The sequence below is a fragment of the Streptomyces sp. NPDC058195 genome (genome assembly GCF_042883525.1).
Classification (GTDB): Bacteria; Actinomycetota; Actinomycetes; order Streptomycetales; family Streptomycetaceae; genus Streptomyces.
On record NZ_JBHVVM010000007.1, the window covers coordinates 129,353 to 155,960 of the forward strand.

The following is a 26,608-nucleotide window of genomic DNA, read 5'->3' on the forward strand; positions in this document are numbered from 1 at the left end:
ACAGCTCCCCGGTCCTCAGAAGACGTTCAGCGCGGCTGCTCCGCCCACTCCCCCGAGCACCATGAACACCGGCATCAGCACCTTCAGCTCCACCCAGCTCCCGGCCCGGAACCGCATGGCCTTCGGAGGGCCGACCGGGTACCAGCGCTTGCGGCCGATCGGGATGGGCCACAGGATCGGGCAGCCGGAGACGGTCAGCGCGTCACCGATGTCGTGGACGAGGGCGCCGAGCACGATCGGCAGCCCGAGCCACAGGTACTCCTGGCCGGGGGCGGTGAACAGCCAGTCGGAACCGTTGCCCGGCTGGTCCAGGACCCCGGCCAGTATCCAGGCACTCGTCGCGCCGAGCAGCCACACCAGGACGTCGCTGGATACCCGGGCGGCCCGCCACAGCAGCCCTTCGACGGCCAGCACCAGATGGACGAAGAGGATGCCCAGGACCGCCCACCGGCCGCCGGTGATCGCTGCGGCGGAGGCCCCGGCGCCGATCAGGACGGCCCAGACCCAGGTGTGCGTCAGGGTGCGGTGGCCACCGTTGCGCTGCGAGTCGCCGCGCATCCTGGTGGCCTTGTAGACGGCGTGCGACAGCTTGTCGACGATCTCGCAGAGCCCCCGGGACACCGGCCCGAAGGCGCGCGAGATGGTCGCCGACTTGTGGTCGAGGTCCGGGGCGAGCGCCGCTCCGGCGGTGATGAGGGCGCCCACGACCAGGACGGGCCAGGGCATCGGATGGCCCGCGGCGGCCGCCGCGGCACCCGCCCCCAGCCAGGCCGCCGCCCCGGACAGAGAGTGTGCCGGTCCCATCATGGTTCTTCCGCCCCCAGAGTCTTTTTCACTTCGCCGCCATGGCCACCCAGGCACGGCCGAGTTGAGTGGGAAGCGTATCGCTCATGATCTTCATACGGTCGTCCGGTTCCCTCATCCGGGCGGAAGGAAGGCAAGATGGGGGCGTGACCCTTATCGATCAGCTGCCCCCGACCGACGACCCCGACGCCCTTTTCGAGGCTTTCTCGTCATGGACCGACACCCAGGGCATCACCCTCTATCCGGCCCAGGAGGAGGCGCTGATCGAGGTGGTCTCCGGTGCGAACGTGATCCTTTCCACCCCGACCGGCTCCGGGAAGAGCCTGGTCGCGGCAGGCGCGCACTTCACCGCGCTGGCCCAGGACAAGGTCACGTTCTACACCGCGCCGATCAAGGCACTGGTCTCGGAGAAGTTCTTCGACCTGTGCAAGCTGTTCGGCACGGAGAACGTCGGCATGCTCACCGGCGACGCCTCGGTCAACGCCGACGCCCCGGTGATCTGCTGCACGGCCGAGGTGCTGGCCTCCATCGCGCTGCGTGACGGCAAGTACGCCGACATCGGCCAGGTCGTGATGGACGAGTTCCACTTCTACGCGGAGGCGGACCGCGGCTGGGCCTGGCAGATCCCGCTGCTGGAGCTTCCGCAGGCCCAGTTCATCCTGATGTCGGCCACGCTCGGCGACGTCCGGATGTTCGAGGAGGACCTGACGCGCCGCACCGGCCGCCCCACCTCCGTGGTGCGCTCCGCGACCCGGCCGGTGCCGCTCAGCTACGAGTACCGGCTGACCCCGATCACCGAGACCCTGACCGAGCTGCTGGACACCCGGCAGTCGCCGGTCTACATCGTGCACTTCACGCAGGCCGCGGCCGTCGAGCGGGCGCAGTCGCTGATGAGCATCAACATGTGCACCAAGGAGGAGAAGGAGAAGATCGCCGACCTGATCGGCAACTTCCGCTTCACCACCAAGTTCGGCAAGAACCTCTCCCGCTACGTCCGGCACGGCATCGGGGTGCACCACGCGGGCATGCTGCCGAAGTACCGGCGGCTGGTGGAGAAGCTGGCCCAGGCCGGTCTGCTGAAGGTGATCTGCGGTACGGACACCCTCGGCGTCGGCGTCAACGTCCCCATCCGCACCGTGCTCTTCACGGCACTCACCAAGTACGACGGAACCCGTGTGCGTACGCTGCGGGCCCGGGAGTTCCACCAGATCGCCGGGCGGGCGGGCCGGGCCGGGTTCGACACGGCGGGCTTCGTGGTGGCGCAGGCGCCCGAGCACGTCATCGAGAACGAGAAGGCCGTCAAGAAGGCGGGCGACGACCCGAAGAAGAAGCGCAAGGTGGTCCGCAAGAAGGCCCCCGAGGGTTTCGTCGCCTGGTCGGAGACCACCTTCGACAAGCTGATCCAGTCCGATCCGGAACCGCTGACCTCCCGCTTCCGGGTCACGCACACCATGCTGCTGTCCGTGATCGCGCGTCCCCGCAACGCCTTCGAGGCGATGCGGCATCTGCTGGAGGACAACCACGAGCCGCGCAGGGCGCAGCTGCGGCACATCCGGCGGGCCATCGCGATCTACCGTTCGCTGCTGGACGGCGGCGTGGTGGAGCAGCTCGACGAGCCGGACGCGGAGGGCCGGATCGTCCGGCTCACGGTCGATCTCCAGCAGGACTTCGCGCTCAACCAGCCGCTGTCCACCTTCGCGCTGGCCTCGTTCGACCTGCTCGACCCGGACTCCCCCTCGTACGCCCTGGACATGGTCTCGGTCGTCGAGTCGACGCTCGACGACCCCCGGCAGATCCTCGCCGCGCAGCAGAACAAGGCGCGCGGCGAGGCCGTGGGGCAGATGAAGGCGGACGGGGTCGAGTACGAGGAGCGGATGGAGCTGCTCCAGGAGGTCACGTACCCGAAGCCGCTGAGCGAGCTGCTGTGGCACGCCTACGACGTGTACCGCAGGAGCCACCCGTGGGTGGGCGACCACCCGGTGTCGCCGAAGTCCGTCATCCGCGACATGTACGAACGTGCCATGACGTTCACGGAGTTCACCTCGCACTACGAGCTGGCCCGTACCGAGGGCATCGTGCTGCGGTATCTGGCGAGCGCGTACAAGGCGCTGGAGCACACGATTCCCGACGACCTCAAGTCCGAGGACCTGGAGGATCTGATCGCCTGGCTGGGCGAGATGGTCCGCCAGGTGGACTCCAGTCTGCTCGACGAGTGGGAGCAGCTGGCCAACCCGGAGGTGGAGACGGCCGAGGAGGCGCAGGAGAAGGCCGACGAGGTGAAGCCGGTGACGGCCAACGCCCGCGCCTTCCGGGTGCTGGTGCGCAACGCGATGTTCCGCCGGGTGGAGCTGGCCGCGCTGGACAAGGTGGGCGAGCTGGGAGAGCTGGACGGCGAGACGGGCTGGGACGCGGACGCCTGGGGCGAGGCGATGGACGCCTACTGGGACGAGTACGACGATCTGGGCACCGGTCCCGACGCCCGTGGCCCGAAGCTGCTGCGGATCGAGGAGGACACCGCGCACGGGTTGTGGCGGGTCCGGCAGAGCTTCGCCGACCCGAACGGCGACCACGACTGGGGCATCAGCGCGGAGATCGACCTGGCCGCTTCCGACGAGGAGGGCCGGGCCGTCGTCAAGGTCACCTCCGTGGGGCAGTTGTGAGGGTGTACGCCCTGGGGGCACGGTCACAGCGAGAGCGGAAGCGGAGGGGAACCGTATGACGAATCCCGCGGAGCGCCTGGTCGATCTCCTCGACCTGGAGCGCATCGAGGTGGACATCTTCCGGGGGCGCAGCCCCCACGAGTCACTGCAACGGGTCTTCGGCGGACAGGTCGCCGGGCAGGCGCTGGTCGCGGCGGGCCGCACCACCGACGGCGGCCGGCCGGTCCATTCGCTGCACGCGTACTTCCTGCGGCCGGGGCGGCCGGGGGTGCCGATCGTGTACCAGGTGGAGCGCGTCCGGGACGGCCGGTCGTTCACCACCCGCCGGGTCACGGCGATCCAGCAGGGCCGGACGATCTTCAATCTGACGGCGTCCTTCCACCGTCCGGAGGAGGCGGGATTCGAGCACCAGCTGCCGCCGTCCCGCGAGGTCCCGGATCCGGAGGGGCTGCCGACCGTCGCCGACGAGGTCCGTGAGCACCTGGGCGCGCTGCCGGAGGCTCTGGAGCGGATGGCCCGGCGGCAGCCGTTCGACATCCGGTACGCCGACCGGCTGCGCTGGACGAAGGAGGAGGTCAAGGACGCCGACCCGCGCAGCGCGGTGTGGATGCGCGCGGTCGGTCCGCTGGGCGACGATCCGCTGGTGCACACCTGCGCGCTGACGTACGCCAGCGACATGACCCTGCTCGACGCGGTCCGCATCCCGGTGGAGCCGCTGTGGGGGCCGCGCGGCTTCGACATGGCCTCCCTGGACCACGCCATGTGGTTCCATCGGCCGTTCCGGGCCGATGAGTGGTTCCTGTACGACCAGGAGTCGCCGGTCGCCACGGGCGGGCGGGGGCTGGCGCGCGGCCGGATCTACGACCGTGGCGGCAACCTGCTGGTGTCCGTGGTGCAGGAGGGGCTGTTCCGCCGACTCGGCGCGTAGGGCCTCGCGCCCGGTTCAGACGCCGGGCAGCGGGTCCTGTTCGACCTCGTGGCGGCGGGTGCGGATGTCCGGGGGCGCCGGGTGGAGTTTGGCGTCGCAGGAGGGGCCGAGGCCGGTGCGACGGGACGCCGTGCCGGTGAGCGGACGGCCGCACATGCGGCAGCGCACCACCCGTCGCCGGGCGGCGGTTTCGTCCGGTGCGTCCCCGGTCGGGGCTCCGGGGACGGATCCGGGGAGGGGCTCGGGGAGGGACTCGGCGGATTCCACGAATCGATCTTCTCAGGCCGCCCGTCTACTGTGCGACGTCCGAGCACATGACGGAGGAGTTGACGGGTGAGCAGCGTGCTGACGATGAAGCCTGCCACGGGGGTGACGGGGCCGGCCGGTCATGTCGTCGAGCTGTCCGACGCGCCCGGTGGTCCGTCCCGGGTCGTGGCCCACGTGGAGCGCGAGCTTCCGGAGGGCGGGATACCCGCGTACCTGGCGGCCCGCAAGACGGGCGCGCGGTCCTTCGTGCTGTGGGCCGGCCCCGAGCGCGGGGCCCGGCTGGCCACCCTGGTCACCGAGGCCGCGGCCGACGGCGTCGCGACGTACCGGGTGCTGGGCGCGCGGGGCGAGCTGATCGGCACCCTGGTCCGCGAGAAGGCCCTTCACGGCAAGGGGCTGCGGACCCGCTGGACGGTCGCGCAGGAGGGCTGCCCGGAGGCGGTCGGCTTCAAGGGCCGGATCTTCTGGTGGTACGTGTGGTGGCTGCTGTTCCCCGTCCAGGTGGCGATCGGGGTGGGGAGCCTGCTGAGCGGCGGGGGCGATGTGGCGCGCGGGCCCCGGCGCGTCATCTGGCGGGCGGGCCGGGAGGTGCCGCTGGAGTTCTTCTCGGACGACGACGAGGTCCATGTGCACGCGCCGTGGGTCGACTGGCGGCTCGCGGCGACGCTGAGCGCGCTGCTCCGCTCCTTCGACGGCTGGCTGGGCACGCCCTGGGACGACAGGAAGGACTGAGCGCGGGGCCGGTCAGGGGGCGAGGATGCGGGCCTTCTGGGCCTCGAACTCGCTCGGGCTCAGCACTCCCCGGCTCTTGAGGTCGCCGAGCTCCTTGAGCTGGGCGATCTTGGTGCTCATCTCCTCCTCCGGCGCGAGGGTGGTGGGAGCGGGGGACGGCGGCGGTGCCGGAAGGCCTGCCTCCTGGGCCCGCAGCGCGTCCTGCTGGGCCCAGCGGCCCTCCTGGCGCCGGGAGACCCGGTTGGAGACGGAGGTGGCGGTTCCGGCGATCACCGCGGTACGGGCGATGCCGCGAAGCAGACCTGGCATGGTGCGTTCTCCTCTGACTGGCTCTGCGGGGCGGCTCAGGCCCTGGCTGCGGCCTCGGCTGCGTCGAGCGAGGCCAGGACCTCCTGGATCGGGATGCGCCCGCCCGCGACGATGCGGCCACCGCCGCGGCGCAGGGCGGCGGCGAACGGCCCGGCCCACACGTTCTCGTAGATGACGATCCCGGCGGCGCTGCCCGGTTCGAGGACGGCGCCCACCTCGTCGATGTCGTCCCGGCCCACCAGCCCGGAGGAGGCTCCCTCGAAGACGGCCAGGTCGTCGTGGCCGTCGCCGGTCAGCTCGGAGAGCTCGACCCCCGTGACCGTCCCGTCCCGGTCCTTCCTCACGAAGACCAGGTCCAGAATGCGGATGATGCCCCGGTCGACCAGATCGACCAGCAGGGGAAGCCCCTCGCCCGTCATCCGGTTCCCCGGGAACTCGACCACCAGGTAGTCGACCGGCCCCGTCTCGTCGGTCTCGCTGCTCACACCGGCTCCTTGGAGTCTCGACCGCCCCGGGTCGGGCCCGGGGCCTGTGCCCTGGCCATTGGAACAGCGGGCGGGACGGGGCGCATCTCGGTCGGGGGCCGGACCGGACCGGGCCGGCTGCTCCGTCGGAGGGACGGCGGGTCCTCCCGATGGCCGAGCGGTGCGAGCCGCGCCCGGCACCGGTGCCGGGGGACGGCGATGATCGCGCCTGCGCTTCCAAGGAGGAACGGGCATGACGGCCGATCAGGTCATGGTGGGGGCGGGTCTGATCGTGGTACTCGCGGTCGGCTCCCAGGTGCTGGCGAGCCGGCTGCGGGTGCCCGCGCTGCTGGTCCTGCTTCCGGCCGGCTTCGTCGCGGGCGCGCTGACGGACACCGTCCATCCGGACGAACTGCTCGGCGGGGCGTTCTCCCCGCTGGTCTCCCTCGCGGTGGCGGTGATCCTGTACGAGGCGGGGCTCGGTCTGGAGCTGGGGCGGCTGGGGGGTGGCACGCGGCGCGTGGTGGTGCGGCTGCTCTGGCTGGGGACGCTCGTCACCTGGCTGTCCGCCGCGCTGTTCGCCGTACCGGTACTGGACATGTCCCGGGGTGCGGCGGTGATGCTGGGGGCGGTCCTCGTGGTGTCGGGGCCGACCGTCGTGGGGCCGCTGCTCCATTTCGTACGGCCCTCCGAGCGGGTGCAGCGGGTGCTCGTCTGGGAGGGGGCACTGATCGACCCGGTCGGAGGCATTCTGGGGGCGCTGGTCTTCCATGCCGTCGCGGCCGGTGAACTGAAGGGCTTCGGAAGCCAGCTGGAACAGTTCTCGGCCAGTGCGGCGGTCGGAGCGGTGGGCGGGGCGATCGGGGCCGGTCTGCTGTGGCTGCTGCTGCGCAAGGTCCGGCTCACCGAGGAGCTGGCGGCGTCGGCGCAGATCGCCGCGGTGGTCGGGATCGCGGCCGCGTGCGACGCGATCCGTGAGGACACCGGACTGATCTCCGCGATCGTGATGGGGGTGGCCATGGCCAATCTGCCGGGGCTGGACCTCCCGGCCCGGCGTCCGTTCCTCGACACGCTGGTCTCGCTGACCATCGGTCTGCTGTTCGTCTCGATCTCGGCCACGGTCACCCCTGCCTCGCTGCGGCACGTGGTGCTGCCCTCACTCGCGCTGGCCGGCTTCCTGGTACTGATCGTGCGTCCGCTCGTGGCACTGATGTCGACGGCCGGGACCGAGGTGCGCGGCGGGGAGCGGTGGTTCATCGGGTGGATGGCACCGCGCGGCATCGTCGCCGCGGCGACCGCCGCCACCTTCTCGGCCACCCTGGTGGCGCGGGGCGTCGATGGTGCCGAGCGGATTCTTCCCGCGACGTTCGTGGTGATCGTCGCCACCGTCACGCTGTACGGCCTGACGGCGTTCCCGGTCGCCCGGTGGCTCGGGGTGCTGCGCCCCTCGCGTTCCCGGCCGCTGCTGGTCGGCGGTGAGCCCTGGGCGCTCGATCTGGGACTGGCGCTGCGCTCGGCAGGGCTGGACGTGCTGATGTGGGCGGGTGCCGGACGGCAGCGGGAGCGGATCGGGGCGGCCGGGCTGCCGCTGGCCCCGGGCGAACTGCTCGCGGCGGCCTCCGGTACGGGGGCGGAGCTGGAGGGCATCACCGGCGTGCTGCTGCTCACCGGCGAGGACGACTTCAACGCGCTGGCCGCGATGACCCTGCGGGAGAGTGTCGAGGGCCCGGTGCACCGGCTCGCGCCCGCCGTGGGCGATCAGGGGGTGGTGGCGCCGTACACCGGGGGCGAGCCGCTGTTCCGTCCCGGTCTGACCGGACCGGAGCTGGCCCGCCGGTACGCGGCCGGGGCCCGGGTGCTGGCGCGGCGGGCCGACGGAGGTGTCCCGGCCGGACACGAGGTGCTGTTCGTCATCCGCGCGGACGGACGGCTCGTCCCGGTCACCCGGAGCCACGCGCCGAGAGCCCGGCCGGGCGACACCGCCGTGCTCCTGGCTCCCCCGCCCGTACCCGGTACCGCGTGAAGACCGCCGCGGGACGGGCGGGGACGATGTTCCCGCCCGTGAACCCGACTCCCGCGAAAGGCCCCCGCACATGACCGAGATCGTTCCCGTGAGCGGCCCCGAACTGATCACCTACGCCGATGAGCTGGCCGCGCTCCTGGTCGACGCCGTGGCGGCCGGAGCGTCGGTGGGCTTCCTCGCGCCGCTGGACCGGGAGGCAGCCGCCGCGTGGTGGAGGGAGCTGGCCCGGAGCGTCGAGTACGGCCCGTTGCGGATCTGGATCGCCCGCGACGGCGAACGGATCGCCGGGACCATCAGCCTGGCACGGGCCACCCTGCCCAACGCCCGCCACCGCGCGGAGGTGACCAAGCTGATGGTGCGTTCCTCGGTCCGTGGCCAGGGGCTGGGCCGGGCGCTGCTGGACGCGGTCGAGAGGTCGGCCGCCGACACGGGAGTCTCGCTGCTGGTCCTGGACACCGAGAGCGGAAGTCCGGCCGAGCGGCTCTACCGGTCGGCAGGCTGGACGGAGTGCGGCTCGATCCCGGAGTACGCCGCGGATCCTGCCGGGGCACTGCGGCCGACGACGCTCTACTACAAGACGATCGCCCCGGTACGGCTCTGAAACTTCGGACTGCCGTACGGGGAACGGTAGTCCGGTGCATGTTCCTGGTCGCCCGTCGAGGTCGTCCCATCGGGGCACCCGGGCCGGGAAGGCGCAGGCGGGCGGCGTGCGAGCGGTGCGGCGGCCGGACGGCCCGCTTCCGGCGGGCGGTTCCGGGACGTGACAATGGACACGGTAGCCATACCTATGAGGAGACCCCATGACGCTGCACGACATTCCCCTGCGCACCCTCACCGGCGAGCCCACCTCCCTGGCCGACTACAACGGCCAGGCGGTCCTGCTGGTGAACGTCGCGTCCCAGTGCGGGCTCACTCCGCAGTACGCGGGCCTGGAACGGCTCCAGAAGGCCTACGCCGGGCGCGGGTTCACCGTGCTCGGCGTGCCGTGCAACCAGTTCGCGGGCCAGGAGCCGGGCACGGCGGAGGAGATCGGGACCTTCTGCTCGACGACGTACGGCGTCACCTTCCCGCTGCTGGAGAAGACCGAGGTGAACGGTGAGGACCGCCACCCGCTCTACGCACAGCTGACGCAGCTGGCCGACGCGGACGGCGAGGCCGGTGACGTCCAGTGGAACTTCGAGAAGTTCCTCATCTCCCCGGCCGGGCTGCCGGTCGCGCGGCTGCGTCCGGGCACGGATCCTGAGGCTCCGGAACTCGTCGCGGCCATCGAGGCACAGCTCCCGGCCTGACACACCGCACGCCCGGCCGCCGGGCGGGTCCGGAGGTCCGGTCCCGCCCGGCGGCCGGGGCGCCCGTCGCGAAGGGTGCCGCGCGCGGTCAGCGGATCGGCATGCCCGAGAGGGTGCGGGCGATGACCAGGCGCTGGATCTCGCTGGTGCCCTCGAAGATGGTGTAGATCGCCGCGTCGCGGTGCATCCGTTCCACCGGGTACTCCCGGGTGAAGCCGTTGCCGCCGAGGATCTGGATGGCCTGGGCGGTGACCTTCTTGGCCGTCTCGCTGGCGTACAGCTTGGACATGGAGCCTTCGGCCGAGGTGAAGGGCTTGCCGGTGGTCGCCATCCAGGAGGCGCGCCAGACCAGCAGCCGGGCCGCGTCGATCTGCGTGCGCATATCGGCGAGCTGGAAGGCGACGCCCTGGTTGTCGATGATCGGGCGGCCGAACTGGGTGCGGGTCTTCGCGTAGTCCAGCGCCACTTCGTACGCGGCGCGGGCGGTGCCGACCGCCATCGCGCCGACCGCCGGGCGGGACGCCTCGAAGGTGGCCATGGCGGCGTTCTTCACCCGCTCCCCGCCGGTCGCGGCGCGCTCGCGGGCCCGTGCCAGGCGCTCGTCGAGCTTCTCCTTCCCGCCCAGCAGGCAGTGGCCGGGCACCCGCACGTCCTCCAGGACGACCTCGGCGGTGTGCGAGGCGCGGATGCCGTGCTTCTTGAACTTCTGGCCCTGGGACAGGCCGGGGGTGCCCGGCGGCACGATGAAGGAGGCGTGGCCCTTGGAGCCGAGCTCCGCGTCGACCACGGCGACGACCACGTGGACGTTGGCGATGCCGCCGTTGGTCGCCCAGGTCTTGGTGCCGTTCAGCACCCATTCGTCCTTGGCCCCGTCGTACACCGCGCGGGTGCGCATCGAGGCGACGTCGGAGCCCGCGTCCGGCTCGGAGGAGCAGAAGGCCGCGACCTTGACGTCCTCGGCGTCGCCGTACATCTGCGGTATCCAGGTGCCGATCTGCTCCTCGGTGCCGTTGGCGAGGACGCCCACGGCCGCCAGGCCCGTGCCGACGATGGACAGGGCGATGCCCGCGTCCCCCCAGAAGAGCTCCTCCATCGCCATCGGGATGCCGAGCCCCGTCGGGTCGAAGAACTGCTGGGCGTAGAAGTCGAGGGAGTAGATGCCGACCTTGGCCGCTTCCTGGATGACGGGCCAGGGCGTTTCCTCGCGCTCGTCCCATTCCGAGGCCGCCGGACGGATCACGTCCGCGGCGAAACCGTGAAGCCAGTCACGCACCTGCTTCTGGTCGTCGTTGAGTTCGAGCGTGAACTCCGCCATCTTCCCCTCCACGTACTACGGTGAAAAACCACTCGTTACTTGCGGTAACAGCAGTCTGTTACCGACAAGTAGCCTCTGTCAACCGCCCTGGTCCGGATCCGCGCCGAGCTGGGCGGAGTGTTACGTTGCGCAGGCAGAACGCAGGTGCACGGCCAGGGGCGGGGAGAGACGGCATGGAGAGCACACGACAGGCAGAGCGCCAGCGGACGGCGGCCGAGAATCGACGCCGCGAGCTGCTTGAGGCCGCCGACCGCGTGGTGCTCAGGGACGGCCCCGGCGCCTCGATGAACGCCATCGCGGCGGAGGCGGGCATCACCAAGCCCATCCTCTACCGGCACTTCGGGGACAAGGGCGGCCTCTACCGCGCGCTCGCCAAGCGCCACACCGACGCCCTGCTGATCGCTCTGCGCGCCGCGCTCGACGCCCCCTCCGAGCGCCGTCGGCGCGTCGAGTCGACGCTCGACACCTATCTCGCGGCCATCGAGGCCCGCCCGCAGGTCTACCGCTTCCTGATGCACCCGTCCGACGACGCGGCCCCCTCGGCGGAACACGGTTTCGACGTCGGACGGCACTCGGCGCCGCTGCTGCGCAGACTCGGCGAGGAGCTCGCCCTGGTGATAGCCGAGCGGGTGGACCTGGGACCGGACAGCGAGGCCATGGCCCGCATCTGGGGCCACGGCATCGTCGGCATGATGCACGCCGCGGGCGACTGGTGGCTGGGGGAACGCCCCTGCTCCCGTGAACAGTTGGTCCGCAGCCTGGCCGATCTGCTGTGGGGCAGACTGGCCGCGGTCGCCGACCGGGCGGGCGGCCCGGGCTTCTGAATCCCCGCACGCCGCGCACCACGCCCCGGACACCGCGGCCCCGCGTCGCCCCGGCCCCCTGCCGCCCCCGCCGGCGCGGACCGTCAGCCGGTACGCGCCCAGGGCGCCCGGCCGGCCGCGCGCAGCGCCCTGCGGCGGCGCAGCCCGGTCAACCGGTCGGTGTAGACGGCGCCTTCGAGGTGATCGCACTCATGCTGGAGGCAGCGCGCGAAGAAGCCGCTGCCGGTGACCCGGACCGGTTCGCCGGTCATCGTGACGCCCTCGACGACGGCCCGGTCGAACCGCTCGGTGCCCGCCTCGATGCCGGGCAGCGAGAGGCACCCCTCCGGGCCGCGTACGGTGACGCCGTCGGCCTCGACGAGCCTCGGGTTGACCAGGTGGCCGAGGTGGCGGACATCGTCGTCGTCCGGACAGTCGTAGACGAACACCCGCAGCGCGACGCCGATCTGGTTGGCCGCGAGGCCGACTCCCTCGGCCGCGTACATGGTGGCGTACATGTCCTCGACGAGCCGGGCGAGCGAGGGGCCGAAGTCCGTGACGGGTTCGCAGGCCTGGTGCAGCACCGGATCACCGAGCAGGCTCATGGCACGAATCAGTCCGGAACTACCGGGGATCGGGCGGTTTCGCATGCCCACGATCGTACGTTCCGCGGGGCCCCGGGCCTCGCGGCGGTGCCAGGGTGCGGCCTTCGCGCCGGACATCGATAGGCTGGACCGCGGACCGATGCAAGGAGGATCTAGGACGATGGCAGGCAACACGGAGCCGCTGTCGCCACGGGCCAAGCTGGCCGTGACGGCGGGCAAAGCCGCGGCGGCGGTGTCACGCGCCGCGGGGCGCGGCAGCGGATCGGTGATCGGCGGCCGGGTGGCGCTCAAGCTCGACCCCGACCTGCTGGGGCGGCTGGCGCAGCACCTGGACGTGATCCTCGTGTCGGCGACGAACGGCAAGACGACGACGACCCGGCTGATCGCCGAGGCCCTGCGGGCCGCGGGCCCGGTCGTGTCGAACGCGCTCGGCGCGAACATGCCCGCGGGCATCACCTCGGCGCTGGCGGGCGGCTCGGACGCGCAGTACGGCGTGATCGAGGTCGACGAGAAGTACCTCGCCGGGGTCGCCCGGGACACGACGCCCAAGGTGATCGCGCTGCTCAACCTCTCGCGCGACCAGCTGGACCGCGCGGCGGAGACCCGGATGCTGGCGGAGAAGTGGCGCGAGGGGCTGTCCGGCTCGAAGGCCGTGATCGTGGCCAACGCCGACGACCCGCTGATCGTCTGGGCCGCCTCCTCCTCCCCCAATGTGGTGTGGGTGGCGGCGGGTCAGGCGTGGAAGGACGACGCCTGGTCCTGCCCCGCCTGCGGCGGTGTGATGCAGCGCCCCGGCGATGACTGGTTCTGCGGCGAGTGCGGATTCCGCAGGCCCGCCCCGAGCTGGGTACTGCACGGCGACTACGTCCTGGACCCGCACGGTTCGGCCTGGCCGATCCACCTCCAGCTGCCGGGCCGCGCCAACAAGGCCAACGCCACCAGCTCCGCCGCCGTGGCCGCCGTCTTCGGTGTGCCGCCGCAGGTCGCGCTGGAGCGCATGTACCAGGTACAGGCGGTCGCGGGCCGGTACGACGTGGTGTCCTTCCTCGGCCGCGAGCTGCGGCTGCTGCTGGCGAAGAACCCGGCGGGCTGGCTGGAGACGTTCTCACTGATCGACCCGCCGCCCACGCCGGTGATCCTCTCCGTCAACGCGCGCGGCGCCGACGGCACGGACACCTCCTGGCTGTGGGACGTGGACTACCCCCAGCTCGCCGGACACCCGATCTTCGTGCTCGGTGACCGCAAGCTGGACCTGGCGGTCCGCCTCGAAGTGGCCGGGCTCGACTTCCGGGTCTGCGAGACCCTGGACGAGGCCGTGCAGCAGGCCCCGCCCGGCCGTATCGAGGTCATCGCCAACTACACCGCCTTCCAGGACCTGCGCCGTCGTGTCGGCAACTGACCCCGGGCCCGGCCATCTCCGGAGAGGACGAAGCATGAGCAACAACGGTCTGCGCCTGGTCTGGGTCTACCCCGACCTCCTCAGCACCTACGGCGACCAGGGCAACGCGCTGGTGGTGGAGCGCCGGGCCCGGCAGCGCGGTCTCGACGTGCAGCGCGTCGACGTGCGCAGCGACCAGCCGGTCCCGACGTCCGGTGACATCTATCTGATCGGTGGCGGTGAGGACCGGCCGCAGCGTCTGGCCGCGGAGCGGCTGCGCCGGGACGGCGGGCTCAGCCGGGCCGCGTCGAACGGCGCGATCATCTTCTCGGTCTGCGCGGGCTACCAGATCCTCGGCCACGAGTTCATCAACGATCTCGGCGAGCGCGAGCCCGGTCTCGGGCTGCTCGACGTGGTCTCCACCCGCGGCGAGGGGGCCCGGTGCGTCGGTGACGTACTGGCCGACATCGACCCCCGGCTCGGACTCCCGCCACTGACGGGCTTCGAGAACCACCAGGGCGTCACCCACCTCGGCCCGACGGCGCGGCCGTTCGCCCGGGTGCAGTTCGGCCGGGGCAACGGCACCGGCGACGGCACCGAGGGCGCGTACAACGACACCGTCTTCGGTACGTACATGCACGGTCCGGTGATGGCGCGCAACCCGCAGATCGCGGACCTGCTGCTGAAGCTGGCCCTCGATGTCAACGCGCTCCCGCCGACGGACGACCGCTGGTACGAGGCGCTGCGCAGCGAGCGCATCGCGTCCGCGACACAGCCCGCCTGATGAGGCGTAATTCGCTCGTCTGAGCGAATCCCAGCAGGTGGACGCCTGGTTCGGTCCCGCCACCCCACGCCGGTAGGGTGGCGGGGAACCAGCCGGACGACGGGGTCCGGTCGTCGGCCCACGTTGCAAAGGTTTCCCGGGCAATGCGAATTGGTGTGCTCACCTCCGGCGGCGACTGCCCCGGCCTCAACGCCGTCATCCGCTCCGTCGTGCATCGCGCGGTGGTCGACCACGGCGACGAGGTCATCGGCTTCCACGACGGGTGGAAGGGCCTGCTGGAGTGCGACTACCGCAAGCTTGACCTCGACGCGGTGGGTGGCATTCTCGCCAGCGGCGGCACGATCCTCGGCTCCTCCCGGGTCCAGCCCGCCCATCTGCGCGGCGGTGTCGAGCGGGCCCGGGGCCATGTCGCCGACCTCGGCCTCGACGCGATCATCCCGATCGGCGGCGAGGGCACCCTCAAGGCGGCCAGTCTGCTCTCCGAGGCGGGCCTGCCGATCGTCGGTGTCCCGAAGACCATCGACAACGACATAGCCTCCACCGACGTGACCTTCGGTTTCGACACCGCTGTGGGAGTCGCGACGGAGGCGCTCGACCGGCTCAAGACGACCGCCGAATCGCACCAGCGGGTGCTGATCGTGGAGGTCATGGGCCGCCACACCGGCTGGATCGCGCTGCACTCGGGCATGGCGGCCGGTGCGCACGCCATCGTCGTGCCGGAGCGCCCCTTCGACATAGAAGAGCTGGCCAAGGTGGTCGGCGCGCGTTTCACGGCGGGGAAGAAGTTCGCGATCGTGGTCGTCGCGGAGGGCGCCAAGCCCCGCGCGGGCTCGTCCATGGAGATCGAGCAGGGCAGCAAGGACGTCTACGGGCACGAGCGGTTCGCCGGCATGGCCACCCGGCTCTCCAGCGAGCTGGAGCAGCGGCTCGGCAAGGAGGCCCGCCCGGTGATACTCGGCCACGTCCAGCGCGGCGGCACGCCGACCGCCTACGACCGGGTGCTCGCCACCCGGTTCGGCTGGCACGCGGTGGAGGCGGCGCACCGCGGCGAGTTCGGCATGATGACGGCGCTGCGCGGCACGGACATCGTCATGGTGCCGCTGAGCGAGGCCGTGGAATCACTGAAGACCGTCCCGGCCGAGCGGTACGCCGAGGCGGAGTGCGTGCTCTGAGCGAGACCCGGTCCACTGGACTGCCCCCGGCCGCGACCGCGGCCGGGGGCAGTTCTACTCTGGTCGGGACAACCGGCACGAATCGGGGAAGCCCCCGGCGGGAGTGAACAGATGGATCACAGCGGGCACGGCATGGACATGGGCCTGCCGCCGTTCACGCTGGGGCGGGGACTCGCGTTCTCCGCGGACCCCTTCTTCCTCATCAGCTGCGTCCTCGCCATCGGCCTGTACGCGTACGCCGTACTGCGCCTGCGCAGACGTGGAGACAGCTGGCCGATCAGCCGGACCGCCTTCTTCGTCGTGGGTGTGCTGAGCATCGCCCTGGTGATGTGCACCAAGCTCAACGACTACGGCATGGTCATGTTCAGCGTGCACATGGTGCAGCACATGGTGATCAGCATGCTGTCGCCGATCCTGCTGCTGCTGGGTGCCCCGGTGACGCTGGCCCTGCGCGCGCTGCCGGTCGCGGGCCGCGGCCGGACGGGTCCGCGCGAGCTGCTGCTCAAGCTGCTGCACAGCCGGTACATGCGGGTGATCACGCACCCGGCCTTCACGATTCCGATGTTCATCGCGAGCCTGTACGCGCTGTACTTCACCCCCCTCTTCGACTTCCTGATGGGATCGAAGACCGGCCACATCGCGATGATGGTGCACTTCCTCGCGGTCGGCCTGGTGTTCTTCTGGCCGATCATGGGCGTCGACCCGGGTCCGCACCGGCCGGGCTACGTGATGCGGATGCTGGAGCTGTTCGCGGGAATGCCGTTCCACGCGTTCTTCGGGATCGCGCTGATGATGGCGTCGACGCCGATGGTGGGGACGTACCAGCACCCGCCGGCCTCGCTGGGCATCGATCCCCTGAGTGATCAGAGCTGGGCCGGCGGAATCGCCTGGGCCTTCAGCGAGATCCCGTCGGTGCTGGTGCTGATCGCGCTGGTCTACCAGTGGTACCACTCCGAGCAACGGATGGCGAAGCGCTCCGACCGGGCGGCCGACCGGGACGGTGACCAGGAGCTTGAGGCGTACAACGCGTATCTCGCCTCATTGCAGGCACGCGGGCGGTAGCGCCGGGCACGCCTCAGGGGTGACGATGGCCTCCACGGCCACACAGCCGATGAGGAGGGTGCGGGCATGTCCGGATCCACGAAGGCCATGGGAGTACTCACGCTGGCGGCCCTGGTCATGGTCACCGCCTACACGGTGGCTCTGGGCAGCAGCGGCTGGCTCTGGTTCGGGTGGGTGGTGCTCGGCCTGATCACCCTGGGGATGGCGGCGACACGCGAGTCCTGAGGCCGCGTCCCCTTTCCCGGGTCGTGTCCGGCCTCTGACCCCGCCGGGCAGGTCCGAAGCCCCCTTCATCCATCGATGAAGGGGGCTTCGGGCGTTTCGCGGGCCCGTGCGGCGCACCACGGACCGAACGCTCTTCTCCGGTTCTGGACACACCGCTCGCGACCTGCGGCTTTCCCGGGCACACCGGTGCCCGTCCGGCCTTCACCACCGAAGCGGCCGCGCTTCAACTCTTGACAGGTGCGCATCACCGCGTCACCTTGGGAGCGCTCCCACAGTCAAGACTCGCACACAGCGACGGCCGGACGACCGTCCTCGGGAGCACTCCTGAACGCCGGGTTCCCCCTCCCCGGAACCCGGTGCGGGCAGCGCGCCCCGAGCCGCTGCCTCCGTACGGCACCATCCCCGAGGCCCGCGGGCCGACCTCCCGCTGGCACCCGAGCGAATCACGGAGCCGCCATGAGAAGGACAGGTACCACCTCGCACCGAGCCCACCGAAGGTCCGCCGCGCTCTGCGCCCTCGCCCTGGGCGCGGCGCTGACGGTCACCCTCCCCGCGCCGGCCTCGGCCGCCGCCCGGGTGGACAACCCCTACGCGGGGGCCACCGCGTACGTGAATCCCGACTGGTCCGCCAGGGCCTCCGCCGAACCGGGCGGCAGCGTCATCGCCGACGAGCCCTCGTTCGTCTGGATGGACCGCATCGCGGCCATCGCGGGCACCTCGGGCGCACGCGGACTGCGCGCCCACCTCGACACGGCGCTGGCACAGGGCGCCGACCTCTTCCAGGTGGTCATCTACGACCTGCCGGGGCGGGACTGCGCCGCGCTGGCCTCCAACGGCGAGCTCGGCGCCACCGAGATCGACCGGTACAAGAACGAGTACATCGACCCCATCGCCAGCATTCTCGCCGACCCCGCCTACGCGAGCCTGCGCATCGTCGCCCTCATCGAACCGGACTCACTGCCGAACCTGGTGACCAACGCCGGCGGTTCGGACGGCTCCACCGCCGCCTGCGCGACCATGAAGGCGAACGGCAACTACGAGAAGGGGGTCGGCTACGCCCTGCACACCCTGGGCGCGATCCCCAACGTCTACAACTACGTGGACGCCGCTCATCACGGCTGGCTGGGCTGGGACTCCAACTTCGTACCCGCCGCGCAGGAATTCAGGAAGGCGGCTGCCACGGAGGGGGCGGCCGTCTCCGACGTACACGGATTCATCGTCAATACGGCCAACTACTCGTCCCTGAAAGAGCCCTATTTCAAGGTCACCGACGCCGTGAACGGGACGACGGTGCGCCAGTCGAAGTGGGTGGACTGGAATTACTACGTCGACGAGCTGTCGTTCGCGCAGGCGCTCCGCACCGAGCTGGTACGGCAGGGATTCGCCCCGGACATCGGCATGCTGGTCGACACGGCGCGCAACGGCTGGGGTGGCTCCGCCCGGCCCGGCGCGGCGGGGCCGCAGACCAGTGTGGACGCCTATGTCGACGGCGGCCGGGTGGACCGGCGCATCCACGCCGGCAACTGGTGCAACCAGAGTGGCGCGGGCATCGGCGAACGGCCGACCGCCGCCCCCGAACCGGGCATCGACGCCTACGTCTGGGCGAAGCCGCCGGGCGAGTCGGACGGCAACAGCCAGCCCGTCGACAACGACGAGGGCAAGGGCTTCGACCGGATGTGCGACCCGACGTACACCGGGAACGGCCGCAACGGCTACAACCCGTCGGGGGCCCTGCCGGGCGCTCCGCTGGCGGGGCACTGGTTCTCCGCGCAGTTCCAGGAGCTGCTGCGCAACGCCTACCCGCCGCTGAACGGCCAGGGCGCCTGACGCCCGCCGCCTCCGGGCGGTGACGGGCCCGCCCGGACACAGCCGCCCCCTGCCGCCCTTCCGGCAGGGGGCGGTCGCGCCGTGTCAGGCCTGCTGGAGCCCGGGGTGGCCGGACTCGGTCACATAGGAGGTCCGGGTCGAGACGGGGGCGCCGGGCGTGGTGACGTACGGGAGGACCCGGAAGTCGGCTCGGCACCGCTCCCGGGTCAGTGAGCAGCGTACGTAACCGCGCTGGAAGTTGGTGAACTCGATGTGCTCGTTGGCCGCGAGCAGTTTCGCGCCGGAGGGGTCGAGGTCCATTCCGTCCTTGGTGGTGGAGATGGACGAGCCGACGAATTCGACGCCGAGAGTGGGCGATCCGGGGTCGTCGAAGTCCTGCTTGAGGTTGGCGGCGAGGTGACGGTGCATGTCCCCGGTGAGGACCACGGGGTTGCTCACCTCGCGGTCGGTGAGCTCCTTGAACAGGCGTCGGCGGGCGTCCACGTATCCGTCCCAGAAGTCCATCACGAAGGACTGGCCGGGGCCCGGATCGGTGTCGACCTGGGTCACCGGGATCTGCTGCGAGATCATGTTCCACGTGGTGTCGGAGCGGCCGAGGCCGCGGTAGAGCCACTGCTCCTGCTCGGGGCCGAGGATGGTGCGGCCGGGGGTCAGCCGTTCGTCGCAGCCGCTCTTGGTGCCGTCGCCGCAGGGCTGGTCGTCGCGGAAGAGCCGGGTGTCGAGGACATGGAAGGTGGCCATCCGCCCGTAGCGCAGACGGCGGTACATCCGGGCCTGGAAACCGTGCGGCTTGTTCGGGAGCCGCAGCGGCAGATGCTCGTAGTACGCCTGGAAGGCGGCCGCGGCGCGCTGGCGGAAGACCGCCGGGTCCTGGTCGGGCTCGCTGTCGGTCTTGGACTTGTCGCCCGCCCAGTTGTCCTCGACCTCGTGGTCGTCCCAGACCAGGGCGAAGGGATGGGCCTGGTGGGCGGCGATCAGGTCGGGGTCGAAGCGGTGCAGGGCGTGACGGTTGCGGTACTGGACGAGGTTCATCGGCTCGGGGCGCAGTTCCGCGTCGACCGGGACCTTGCGTACGCCGCCCATGGCGTCGATGGCGTTCTCGTAGATGTAGTCGCCCAGGTGCAGGACGAGGTCGACGTCCTCCTCGGCGAGGTGGCGGTAGGCGGTGTAGAAGCCCTCGAACCACGCCTGGCAGGAGACGAAGGCGAAGTCGACCCCCTTGGGCAGGCTGTTCGGCGGGGGCGCGGTGCGGGTGCGGCCGACGGGGCTGAGCACACCACCGGCCTGGAAGCGGTAGTAGTAGTGACGGCCCGGCTGGAGCCCGGAGACCTCGACATGGACGGAGTGGGCGAGCTCGGGCACCGCGCGGGTCCGTCCACGGCGTACGACGTGGCGGAAGCGGTCGTCCTTGGCGACCTCCCACCGCACCTCGACGGCGTACGGCGGCATGCCCCCGTTCCCGTCGGGTGCGAGGGGCTGGGGGGCCAGCCGGGTCCACAGCACGACTCCGTCCGGCCAGGGATCGCCGGACGCCACCCCCAGAGCGAACGGATTCTCGCGGAAGCTGCTGTCGCCCCAGGCCCGGCTCGCCGACAGCCCGGCCGCGGCGAGGGCCATGCCGACGGTGCCGCCGAGCATCATTCGTCTTCCGAGCACTCCGGTACCACCTGACCCACTGTTCATTTGCATGAATCTCGTCCCTTCGTCGAACGGAATTCCGCCCGGTACGAGGTGGGATCGGCGCGTGATTTCACGCCCGTCCATGTGGTAATCACAGCGTGAATATCACAGGGGAATCATGCGCCACAAGACTACCGACTCATGGTCATTTTGCCGTTCACAGGTGCTTAGTTGGGGATACATCGACCATTTCCGAGGCGGCCGACGACAGCCGGGCGACACTCTTGACACCCCTTGGACCTGCTCATAGTCTCCACGCCACAGAATTAACGTTAGATTTCACATCGGGAAATTCGGTGCGACGGAAGGACGTGCTCGTGTCCGGTGTCCGGAGGCTGCGGCCGTACGCGCTGCGCTGCGAGCACCGCGCCACCCCGCTGGGGATCGACGAGCCCGCGCCCCGGCTCTCCTGGCGTCTGGCCTCCGACCTCCGGGGCGACGACCCGGTCGCCTACCGGGTCCAGGTCGCCGGGCGCGCCGAGGATCTGGACGGCGGCGGTCAACTCCTCTGGGACACGGGACGGGTGGCGGACCCCGGCGCGACGGCGGTCGGCTACGCGGGGCCGGTGCTCGCGGGCCTCACCCGCTTCCACTGGCGGGTCTCGGTGTGGCCGGCGGATCGAGGCGCTCCCGCCGAGGCCGATTCGTGGTTCGAGACCGGCTTCATGCCCGCCGACCGGTGGCACGCGGTGTGGATCGGCCAGGGCCCGCGTCCGGTCGATGTCATGGACGCGCCTACCGAGGGCGAGTTCGCGCTCGACGACCACGGACTCACCCCCTGCCCCCTGCTGCGCCGGTCCTTCACCGCCCCGGCCGGGGCCCGTGCCCGTGTCCATGTCAGTGCGCGTGGCCTGTACGAGCTGCGGCTCAACGGGGAGCGGGTCGGCGACGCCGAGCTGGCCCCCGGCTGGACGGACTACCACCACCGCGTCCAGTACCAGACGTACGACGTCACCGCGTTGCTGCGGGAGGGCGAGAACGTCCTCGCGGCCACCGTGGCCGACGGCTGGTGGAGCGGCTTCGTGGGGTTCGAGCCGCGCCGGGCCGGGGCCCACTACGGCTCGTTCCCGCAGTTCCTGGCCGAGCTCCGGCTGACCGGGGCGGACGGCGACAGCACCGTGATCGCCACCGACGCGAGCTGGCGCACCGCCACAGGAACGATCCGCCACGCCGATCTGCTGATGGGCGAGTGCCACGATCTGCGGCACGCCGCCGAGGGCTGGGAGCTGCCCGGCTTCGACGACTCCCACTGGCCGCCCGCCCGGGTCACCGACACCGGCCACGGGCCGCTCGTGGCCGCCGCCGACGAACCGGTGCGGGCAACGGGCGAGCTGCGCCCCCGCTCGGTGAAACGTCACTCCACCGGTGTCCACATCGTCGACTTCGGCCAGAACCTCGCCGGACGCTTACGCCTGACCATCCGTCATCTCGCCCCGGGCGCCCGCGTGGTGATCCGGCACGCCGAGGTGCTGGACGGCGCCGGGCAGCTGTACACGGCCAATCTGCGCACCGCCGCCGCGACCGACGTGCTCGTCGGGGACGGGCGCGAGCACATCGTGTTCGAACCGCGCTTCACCTACCACGGCTTCCGGTACGCGGAGATCAGCGGCCTCACGGAGCTGGCCGAACCGGACGTCGTGGCCGTGGTCCTGCACAGTGACACTCCGTGGGCCGGGGAGTTCGACTGCTCGGACGCGGGACTGCGGCAGCTGCACGACTGCGTGGCCTGGGGCCAGCGCTCGAATTTCGTCAGTGTGCCCACGGACTGTCCGCAGCGTGACGAGCGGCTCGGCTGGCTGGCCGACGCGCAGGTCTTCCTCCCGACCGCCGCGCTCAACGCGGACGTCGCCGCGTTCTTCACCAAGTGGCTGCGCGACATCGAGGACGCCCGCACCCCGGACGGCGGCTTCCCCAACGTGGCCCCGCGTCTGGCGGGGGTGGCCGACGAGGGCGCGCCCGGCTGGGCCGACGCGGGGGTGATCATCCCGTGGCACCTGTACCGCAGCTACGACGACCCCCGCTTCCTCGCCCGGTCCCTGGACTCCATGTGCGCCTGGGTCGATCTGGTGCACCGCCACAATCCGGACCTGGTCTGGCGCCACCGGGTGGGCCCGCACTTCTCGGACTGGCTCGCCCCCGGCACGCCCACCCCGCGCGAGGTCGTGGCCACCGCGTACTTCGCGCACAGCGCCCGGATCACCGCCAGGGCCGCCGGGGCGCTGGGCCGCCGGGAGCGGGAACGGCGCTACCACCGGCTGGCCGAGGACATCCGCCGTACGTTCGCCGAACGCTTCGTCACGGCCCGCGAGGAAACGGGCGAAGAGCCGGTCGTGCGGATCGCGGGCGACACCCAGACCGGGTACCTTCTCGCGCTCGCCTTCGAGCTGCTGCCCGCCCGGCAGGCCGCCGGTGCCGCCCGCCGTCTCGCCGAGCTCGTCGAGTCGGCCGGGCCCGCCCTGCTGACCGGCTTCCTCGGTGTGGCGCTCGCCGCCCCCGTCCTCGACGCCCACGGCCGGTCCGACCTCGCCCACGCGCTGCTGCTGCGCGAGGAGGTGCCGTCGTGGCGGTTCCCGCTGCGCCACGGCGCCACCACCATCTGGGAGCGGTGGGACGGCTGGACGCCCGGCGCCGGCTTCCGGGCGCCGTCGATGAACTCCTTCAACCACTACGCGCTCGGCTCCATCGGCGAGTGGCTGTACCGGGGGGTCGCGGGCCTGGACCAGACACCGGACTCCACGGGGTACCGCACACTGCGGATCAGGCCGCGCCCCGGCGGTCTGCGCCACGCGAGCGCCCGTCACGAATCGGTGCGCGGCACCATCACCGTGACCTGGGAGCGCAGCGACGGTCTGATCGCCCTGCGCGTCACGGTACCGCCCGGGGCCACCGCCGAGGTGCACCTGCCGACCACCGACCCCGGTTCGGTCCGTGAGTCGGGGCTGGTACCGGGCCCCGACGACCCCCACCTCACCCGGGTCTCGGCCGCGCCAGGCCACGTGATCTACCGCGTGTCCTCGGGCTCCTACCGCTTCACCGCCGCCCATCCCCCGGCCGAGGGCCGCTCCGGAACACCCGGGGCCCACCGGCCGCCGCCGTCGCCCGCCCCCGGCCGACGCGCATCAGGCTCGTACCAGGAGGACACACCATGACGACGGGTTCTCGCTTCCGGCCGGACCGGAGCACGGTCGGCCGCCGGGGATTCCTCCGGATCGGCGGCGGGGTGGCCGCGCTCGCCGCCCTGCCGTCCGCACTGACGGCCTGCTCGCAATCCGGTGGCGGTTCCGGCAAGGTCCGCGTCGTGGGCGTCGCCGATCAGCAGAAGCCGGTGGAGGAGCTGATCGCCCGCTACCGCACGGCCCGCCCGGACTCCGCGTTCGCCACGTCCTTCGCCCCTACCGACCAGGTGCAGACGGTGCTGCGCACCCAGCTCGCCGGGGGCAACGCCCCCGACGTGCACGTGCTCTATCCCGGCAGTGGCAGCGCCATGTCCATGACCGAGCTGGCCAGGGCCGGACTGCTGGCCGACCTGAGCGAGCAGTCCTGGACGAAGGAGGTCCCGGAGAACTTCCATCCGGCGTACCAGTACCGTGACAAAACGTATCTCTTCTCGGCGGGCAGCAGTGTCATCGGGGCCATCTACAACAAGAAGGCCTTCGCCAGAGCCGGCGTCGAGCCCCCGAAGACCTGGGGCGAGCTCCTCGACGTCTGCGCCAGGCTGAAGGCCGAGGGCATCATCCCGATCGCGCTCGGCACGCAGACCCCCTGGGTCACCCAGCTGATCACCTACGCCCTGGTGCCCAACGCCGTCTACGCGCAGAATCCCGGCTTCGACGCCGACATGGCCTCCGGCAAGGCGCACTTCCGCGGCTCCGGGTGGGCCGACGCACTGGGCAAGTACCAGGAACTCCAGCGCCGGGGCTTCTTCAACGAGAACCCCAACGGCACGACGTACGAGCAGCAGACCTCGATGGTCGCGAGCGGCCGGGCCGCGATGGCCGTGCAGGTGTCCGCCGTGCTGGCCGGCTTCCGTCAGGCGGCGCGCGAGCCGGAGGATCTGGGGATGTTCCCCTTCCCCGGCGGGGACGACCCCGAAAAGCTGTGGATCCCGGCGGGCATCGTCGTGGGGCTCGGAGTCTCGGCGCGGTCCCGCAAGGACGGGGCGAAGGAGTTCGTCGAGTTCCTCGGGAAGCAGGAGAACATCGACCGCTGGGCACAGGCCGTGGCGGCCATCCCCTTCAAGCGCGGCGCCACCACGAAGACCGACCCCGCTCTCGATGGCTTCCTGCCCGTCATCGACGACAGCCGGGCGGTGCCGTTCATGGACCAGAGCTGGCCCAACGCCGAGGTGCAGCCCGCCCATTTCGCCGCCGTGCAGGACCTCCTCGCGGGCAAGAAGGACATCGACGGGGCGCTGGGCCAGATGGACGAGGCATACGGGAAGAAGTCGTGACGAGCACCTCCGAACAGACCGTCCCCGACGCGCCGGGGCGGGGCGGTTCCGGCCCGCGCACCGGCGGCGGCCGGACCGTACGCCACCGCGACCACACCGTGCCGCCATGGCTCTTCGTCGCCCCCGCGCTCGTCGTCTACGCCGTCGTCGTGCTGTACCCGAGCCTCGCCGGGGTCATGTACGCCTTCACCGACTGGTCGGGGATCGGCGGCTTCTCCTTCACCGGCCTGGACAACTTCCGTGCCCTGCTCGACGACAGCCGGGCCCTGGAGTCGGTCGGCAACACCCTGCTCCTCACCGTCGCCGTGGTCGTCGTCCAGAACGGCATCGGCCTGCTGCTCGCGCTCGGCGTCCACGCCGGCATCAAGTCCCGGGCGGTGCTGCGGCTGGTCTTCTTCGCGCCGGCCGTGGTCAGCCCGGTCATGGTCGCCATCCTCTGGAAGTACATCTACAACCCGGAGAACGGCGCCGGTCTCAACGGCCTCCTCGGCGCGGTCGGTCTCGGCTCGCTGCGCCAGGACTGGCTGGGCGACCCCTCGCTCGCCCTGTGGTCCGTCGCGGCGATGGTGGTGTGGCAGTACGCGGGCTACTCGATGGTGGTCTTCCTGGCCGGGCTCCAGGGGGTGCCCGCCGAACTCCACGAAGCCGCCAGGATCGACGGCGCGGGCTCCTGGCAGCGTTTCCGCTATGTCACCTGGCCGCTGCTGGCCCCGGCGCTGACGATCAATCTGATGCTGTCGACCATCGGCGGCCTCAAGCTCTTCGACCAGGTCTACGCCGCCACCAACGGCGGTCCCGGCACCTCCAGCGAGACCCTGTCGACCGTCCTGTACAAGGAGGCGTTCGTCTACGGAAAGTTCGGCTACAGCACCGCCGTCGCCCTGGTCCTCGCCCTGTTCGTCGCCGCGGTCTCGCTGGTTCAGCTCCGCTACCTGCGTGCGCGGGAGGTCACCGCATGAACACCGCAACGGTCCCCGGCCCGACGGCGTCCCGCCCCGGACGCGGACGCCGCGGGCTGCCCTTCGGGCGGTACGCCCTGGAACTGCTGATGGCCGCCGTCGCCGTCGTCTTCCTGTTCCCGGTGTACGCCCTGGTCACCCTGGCCCTGAAGGACCCCCGGCAGATCTCCCAATCGCCGCTGTCGCCGCCCTCGCCGCCCACCCTCGGCAACTTCGGTGACGCCTGGTCCTCCGCCTCGCTGGGGCCCGCCCTGGTCAACAGCACCGTCATCACCGGCGTCAGCCTGCTGCTCCTGATCGTCCTCGGCTCCACCGGCGCGTACTACCTCGCCCGCTGCGCCCGGGGACTCGGCTACGGGCTGTACGTCCTGTTCCTGCTGGGGATCGTGCTGCCCTTCCAGCTGGGCATGATCCCGCTGTACAAACTGGTCGACGGCCTCGGCTGGCTCGGTACCTACCAGGGCATGGTGCTCTTCTACACCGGCATCCAGCTGCCCTTCACCGTCTTCCTGTACACCGGGTTCGTCCGCGCCCTGCCGCAGGACTACGCGCAGGCCGCGCTGATCGACGGCTGCAACCACCGGCAGGCGTTCACCCGGGTCGTGTTCCCCCTGCTGCGCCCGATCACCGGCACCGTGATCATCCTGAACGCGGTGTTCGTATGGAACGACTTCTTCACCCCACTGCTGTATCTGGGCGGTTCCGCCAAGGAGACCGTGCCGGTGGGCATCTTCGCGTTCGTCGGGCAGTACGTTTCGGACTACGGGCTCGTCTTCGCCGGGCTGGTGCTCGCCGCGCTGCCGGTCCTGATCGTTTTCGTGGTCCTCCAGCGCTATGTGATCAAGGGCTTCGCGGGCGGCCTCAAGGGCTGA

The 26,608-nt window shown here is 71.2% G+C and carries 24 protein-coding genes; 17 read left to right on the forward strand and 7 right to left on the reverse strand.

What is annotated here, in order from left to right; translation table 11 throughout:
- Nucleotides 1-15: 15 nt before the first annotated feature.
- Nucleotides 16-807 (reverse strand): metal-dependent hydrolase, encoded by a 792-nt coding sequence (locus tag ACFVWY_RS11545; RefSeq protein ID WP_389869977.1) that lies wholly within the window; start codon nucleotides 805-807, stop codon nucleotides 16-18.
- Between the two features lie 83 nt (nucleotides 808-890).
- On the opposite strand from ACFVWY_RS11545, the gene ACFVWY_RS11550 reads away from it, so the two are divergent.
- Nucleotides 891-3,464 carry a DEAD/DEAH box helicase gene (locus ACFVWY_RS11550; protein WP_389869980.1) on the forward strand — a complete coding sequence of 858 codons (2,574 nt, stop codon included), beginning with the start codon at nucleotides 891-893 and terminating at the stop codon, nucleotides 3,462-3,464.
- Between the two features lie 55 nt (nucleotides 3,465-3,519).
- A complete protein-coding gene (locus ACFVWY_RS11555; protein WP_389869982.1) occupies nucleotides 3,520-4,392 on the forward strand; it encodes an acyl-CoA thioesterase in 873 nt (290 codons plus the stop codon).
- 15 nt (nucleotides 4,393-4,407) lie between these two features.
- Here ACFVWY_RS11555 and ACFVWY_RS11560 read toward each other — a convergent pair whose 3' ends face one another.
- The gene (locus ACFVWY_RS11560) at nucleotides 4,408-4,659 is read right to left on the reverse strand and encodes a DUF6011 domain-containing protein (RefSeq protein WP_389869985.1); all 252 of its coding nucleotides are present in this window, start codon (nucleotides 4,657-4,659) and stop codon (nucleotides 4,408-4,410) included.
- Between the two features lie 66 nt (nucleotides 4,660-4,725).
- Between ACFVWY_RS11560 and ACFVWY_RS11565 the strand changes: the two genes are divergently transcribed.
- Complete coding sequence (locus tag ACFVWY_RS11565; protein WP_389869987.1) at nucleotides 4,726-5,391, forward strand: hypothetical protein; 666 nt, start codon at nucleotides 4,726-4,728, stop codon at nucleotides 5,389-5,391.
- Nucleotides 5,392-5,403: 12 nt separating this feature from the next.
- Here ACFVWY_RS11565 and ACFVWY_RS11570 read toward each other — a convergent pair whose 3' ends face one another.
- Together ACFVWY_RS11570 and ACFVWY_RS11575 are read right to left on the reverse strand one after the other, a co-directional pair.
- On the reverse strand, nucleotides 5,404-5,700 hold the full coding sequence (locus ACFVWY_RS11570) for an SHOCT domain-containing protein (RefSeq protein WP_389869989.1): 297 nt from the start codon (nucleotides 5,698-5,700) through the stop codon (nucleotides 5,404-5,406).
- A gap of 35 nt (nucleotides 5,701-5,735) precedes the next feature.
- On the reverse strand, nucleotides 5,736-6,185 hold the full coding sequence (locus ACFVWY_RS11575; protein ID WP_389869992.1) for a DUF6325 family protein: 450 nt from the start codon (nucleotides 6,183-6,185) through the stop codon (nucleotides 5,736-5,738).
- A gap of 232 nt (nucleotides 6,186-6,417) precedes the next feature.
- Between ACFVWY_RS11575 and ACFVWY_RS11580 the strand changes: the two genes are divergently transcribed.
- From ACFVWY_RS11580 to ACFVWY_RS11590, 3 genes are all read left to right on the forward strand, one after another.
- On the forward strand, nucleotides 6,418-8,187 hold the full coding sequence (locus ACFVWY_RS11580; RefSeq protein WP_389869995.1) for a cation:proton antiporter: 1,770 nt from the start codon (nucleotides 6,418-6,420) through the stop codon (nucleotides 8,185-8,187).
- A 70-nt stretch (nucleotides 8,188-8,257) separates the two neighbouring features.
- Nucleotides 8,258-8,788, forward strand: coding sequence for a GNAT family N-acetyltransferase (locus ACFVWY_RS11585; RefSeq protein ID WP_389869997.1), 531 nt, complete (start codon nucleotides 8,258-8,260; stop codon nucleotides 8,786-8,788).
- 199 nt (nucleotides 8,789-8,987) lie between these two features.
- Nucleotides 8,988-9,476, forward strand: coding sequence for a glutathione peroxidase (locus ACFVWY_RS11590; protein WP_389870000.1), 489 nt, complete (start codon nucleotides 8,988-8,990; stop codon nucleotides 9,474-9,476).
- Between the two features lie 88 nt (nucleotides 9,477-9,564).
- On the opposite strand, the gene ACFVWY_RS11595 is transcribed toward ACFVWY_RS11590, so the two are convergent.
- Complete coding sequence (locus tag ACFVWY_RS11595; RefSeq protein ID WP_389870003.1) at nucleotides 9,565-10,791, reverse strand: acyl-CoA dehydrogenase family protein; 1,227 nt, start codon at nucleotides 10,789-10,791, stop codon at nucleotides 9,565-9,567.
- Between the two features lie 173 nt (nucleotides 10,792-10,964).
- Between ACFVWY_RS11595 and ACFVWY_RS11600 the strand changes: the two genes are divergently transcribed.
- A complete protein-coding gene (locus tag ACFVWY_RS11600; RefSeq protein ID WP_389870005.1) occupies nucleotides 10,965-11,615 on the forward strand; it encodes a TetR family transcriptional regulator in 651 nt (216 codons plus the stop codon).
- An 83-nt stretch (nucleotides 11,616-11,698) separates the two neighbouring features.
- Here the strand turns inward: ACFVWY_RS11600 and def are convergent, their stop codons facing one another.
- The gene (gene def, locus ACFVWY_RS11605) at nucleotides 11,699-12,244 is read right to left on the reverse strand and encodes a peptide deformylase (protein WP_389870008.1); all 546 of its coding nucleotides are present in this window, start codon (nucleotides 12,242-12,244) and stop codon (nucleotides 11,699-11,701) included.
- A gap of 115 nt (nucleotides 12,245-12,359) precedes the next feature.
- Here def and ACFVWY_RS11610 point away from each other — a divergent pair, with 115 nt between their 5' ends.
- The 6 genes from ACFVWY_RS11610 (at nucleotide 12,360) to ACFVWY_RS11635 (ending at nucleotide 18,647) form a co-directional block, all read left to right on the forward strand.
- Nucleotides 12,360-13,598 carry a MurT ligase domain-containing protein gene (locus tag ACFVWY_RS11610; RefSeq protein ID WP_389870010.1) on the forward strand — a complete coding sequence of 413 codons (1,239 nt, stop codon included), beginning with the start codon at nucleotides 12,360-12,362 and terminating at the stop codon, nucleotides 13,596-13,598.
- Between the two features lie 34 nt (nucleotides 13,599-13,632).
- A complete protein-coding gene (locus ACFVWY_RS11615) occupies nucleotides 13,633-14,361 on the forward strand; it encodes a type 1 glutamine amidotransferase (protein ID WP_389870012.1) in 729 nt (242 codons plus the stop codon).
- A 143-nt stretch (nucleotides 14,362-14,504) separates the two neighbouring features.
- A complete protein-coding gene (locus ACFVWY_RS11620; protein WP_389870015.1) occupies nucleotides 14,505-15,533 on the forward strand; it encodes a 6-phosphofructokinase in 1,029 nt (342 codons plus the stop codon).
- A gap of 111 nt (nucleotides 15,534-15,644) precedes the next feature.
- Nucleotides 15,645-16,595 (forward strand): cytochrome c oxidase assembly protein, encoded by a 951-nt coding sequence (locus ACFVWY_RS11625; RefSeq protein WP_389870018.1) that lies wholly within the window; start codon nucleotides 15,645-15,647, stop codon nucleotides 16,593-16,595.
- 66 nt (nucleotides 16,596-16,661) lie between these two features.
- Complete coding sequence (locus tag ACFVWY_RS11630; RefSeq protein ID WP_356481634.1) at nucleotides 16,662-16,820, forward strand: hypothetical protein; 159 nt, start codon at nucleotides 16,662-16,664, stop codon at nucleotides 16,818-16,820.
- A gap of 456 nt (nucleotides 16,821-17,276) precedes the next feature.
- Complete coding sequence (locus ACFVWY_RS11635) at nucleotides 17,277-18,647, forward strand: glycoside hydrolase family 6 protein (RefSeq protein ID WP_389870022.1); 1,371 nt, start codon at nucleotides 17,277-17,279, stop codon at nucleotides 18,645-18,647.
- A gap of 84 nt (nucleotides 18,648-18,731) precedes the next feature.
- On the opposite strand, the gene ACFVWY_RS11640 is transcribed toward ACFVWY_RS11635, so the two are convergent.
- Nucleotides 18,732-20,330 carry an alkaline phosphatase D family protein gene (locus ACFVWY_RS11640; protein ID WP_389870024.1) on the reverse strand — a complete coding sequence of 533 codons (1,599 nt, stop codon included), beginning with the start codon at nucleotides 20,328-20,330 and terminating at the stop codon, nucleotides 18,732-18,734.
- 314 nt (nucleotides 20,331-20,644) lie between these two features.
- On the opposite strand from ACFVWY_RS11640, the gene ACFVWY_RS11645 reads away from it, so the two are divergent.
- From ACFVWY_RS11645 to ACFVWY_RS11660, 4 genes are read left to right on the forward strand one after another with little or no spacing between them, the layout of a single operon-like run.
- Nucleotides 20,645-23,476 (forward strand): family 78 glycoside hydrolase catalytic domain, encoded by a 2,832-nt coding sequence (locus ACFVWY_RS11645; protein ID WP_389870027.1) that lies wholly within the window; start codon nucleotides 20,645-20,647, stop codon nucleotides 23,474-23,476.
- The gene (locus ACFVWY_RS11650; RefSeq protein ID WP_389870030.1) at nucleotides 23,473-24,777 is read left to right on the forward strand and encodes an extracellular solute-binding protein; all 1,305 of its coding nucleotides are present in this window, start codon (nucleotides 23,473-23,475) and stop codon (nucleotides 24,775-24,777) included. The genes ACFVWY_RS11645 and ACFVWY_RS11650 overlap by 4 nt, the downstream gene beginning before the upstream one ends.
- A complete protein-coding gene (locus ACFVWY_RS11655; protein WP_389870033.1) occupies nucleotides 24,774-25,736 on the forward strand; it encodes a carbohydrate ABC transporter permease in 963 nt (320 codons plus the stop codon). Before ACFVWY_RS11650 ends, ACFVWY_RS11655 begins: the two co-directional genes overlap by 4 nt.
- Complete coding sequence (locus ACFVWY_RS11660) at nucleotides 25,733-26,608, forward strand: carbohydrate ABC transporter permease (protein ID WP_389870035.1); 876 nt, start codon at nucleotides 25,733-25,735, stop codon at nucleotides 26,606-26,608. Before ACFVWY_RS11655 ends, ACFVWY_RS11660 begins: the two co-directional genes overlap by 4 nt.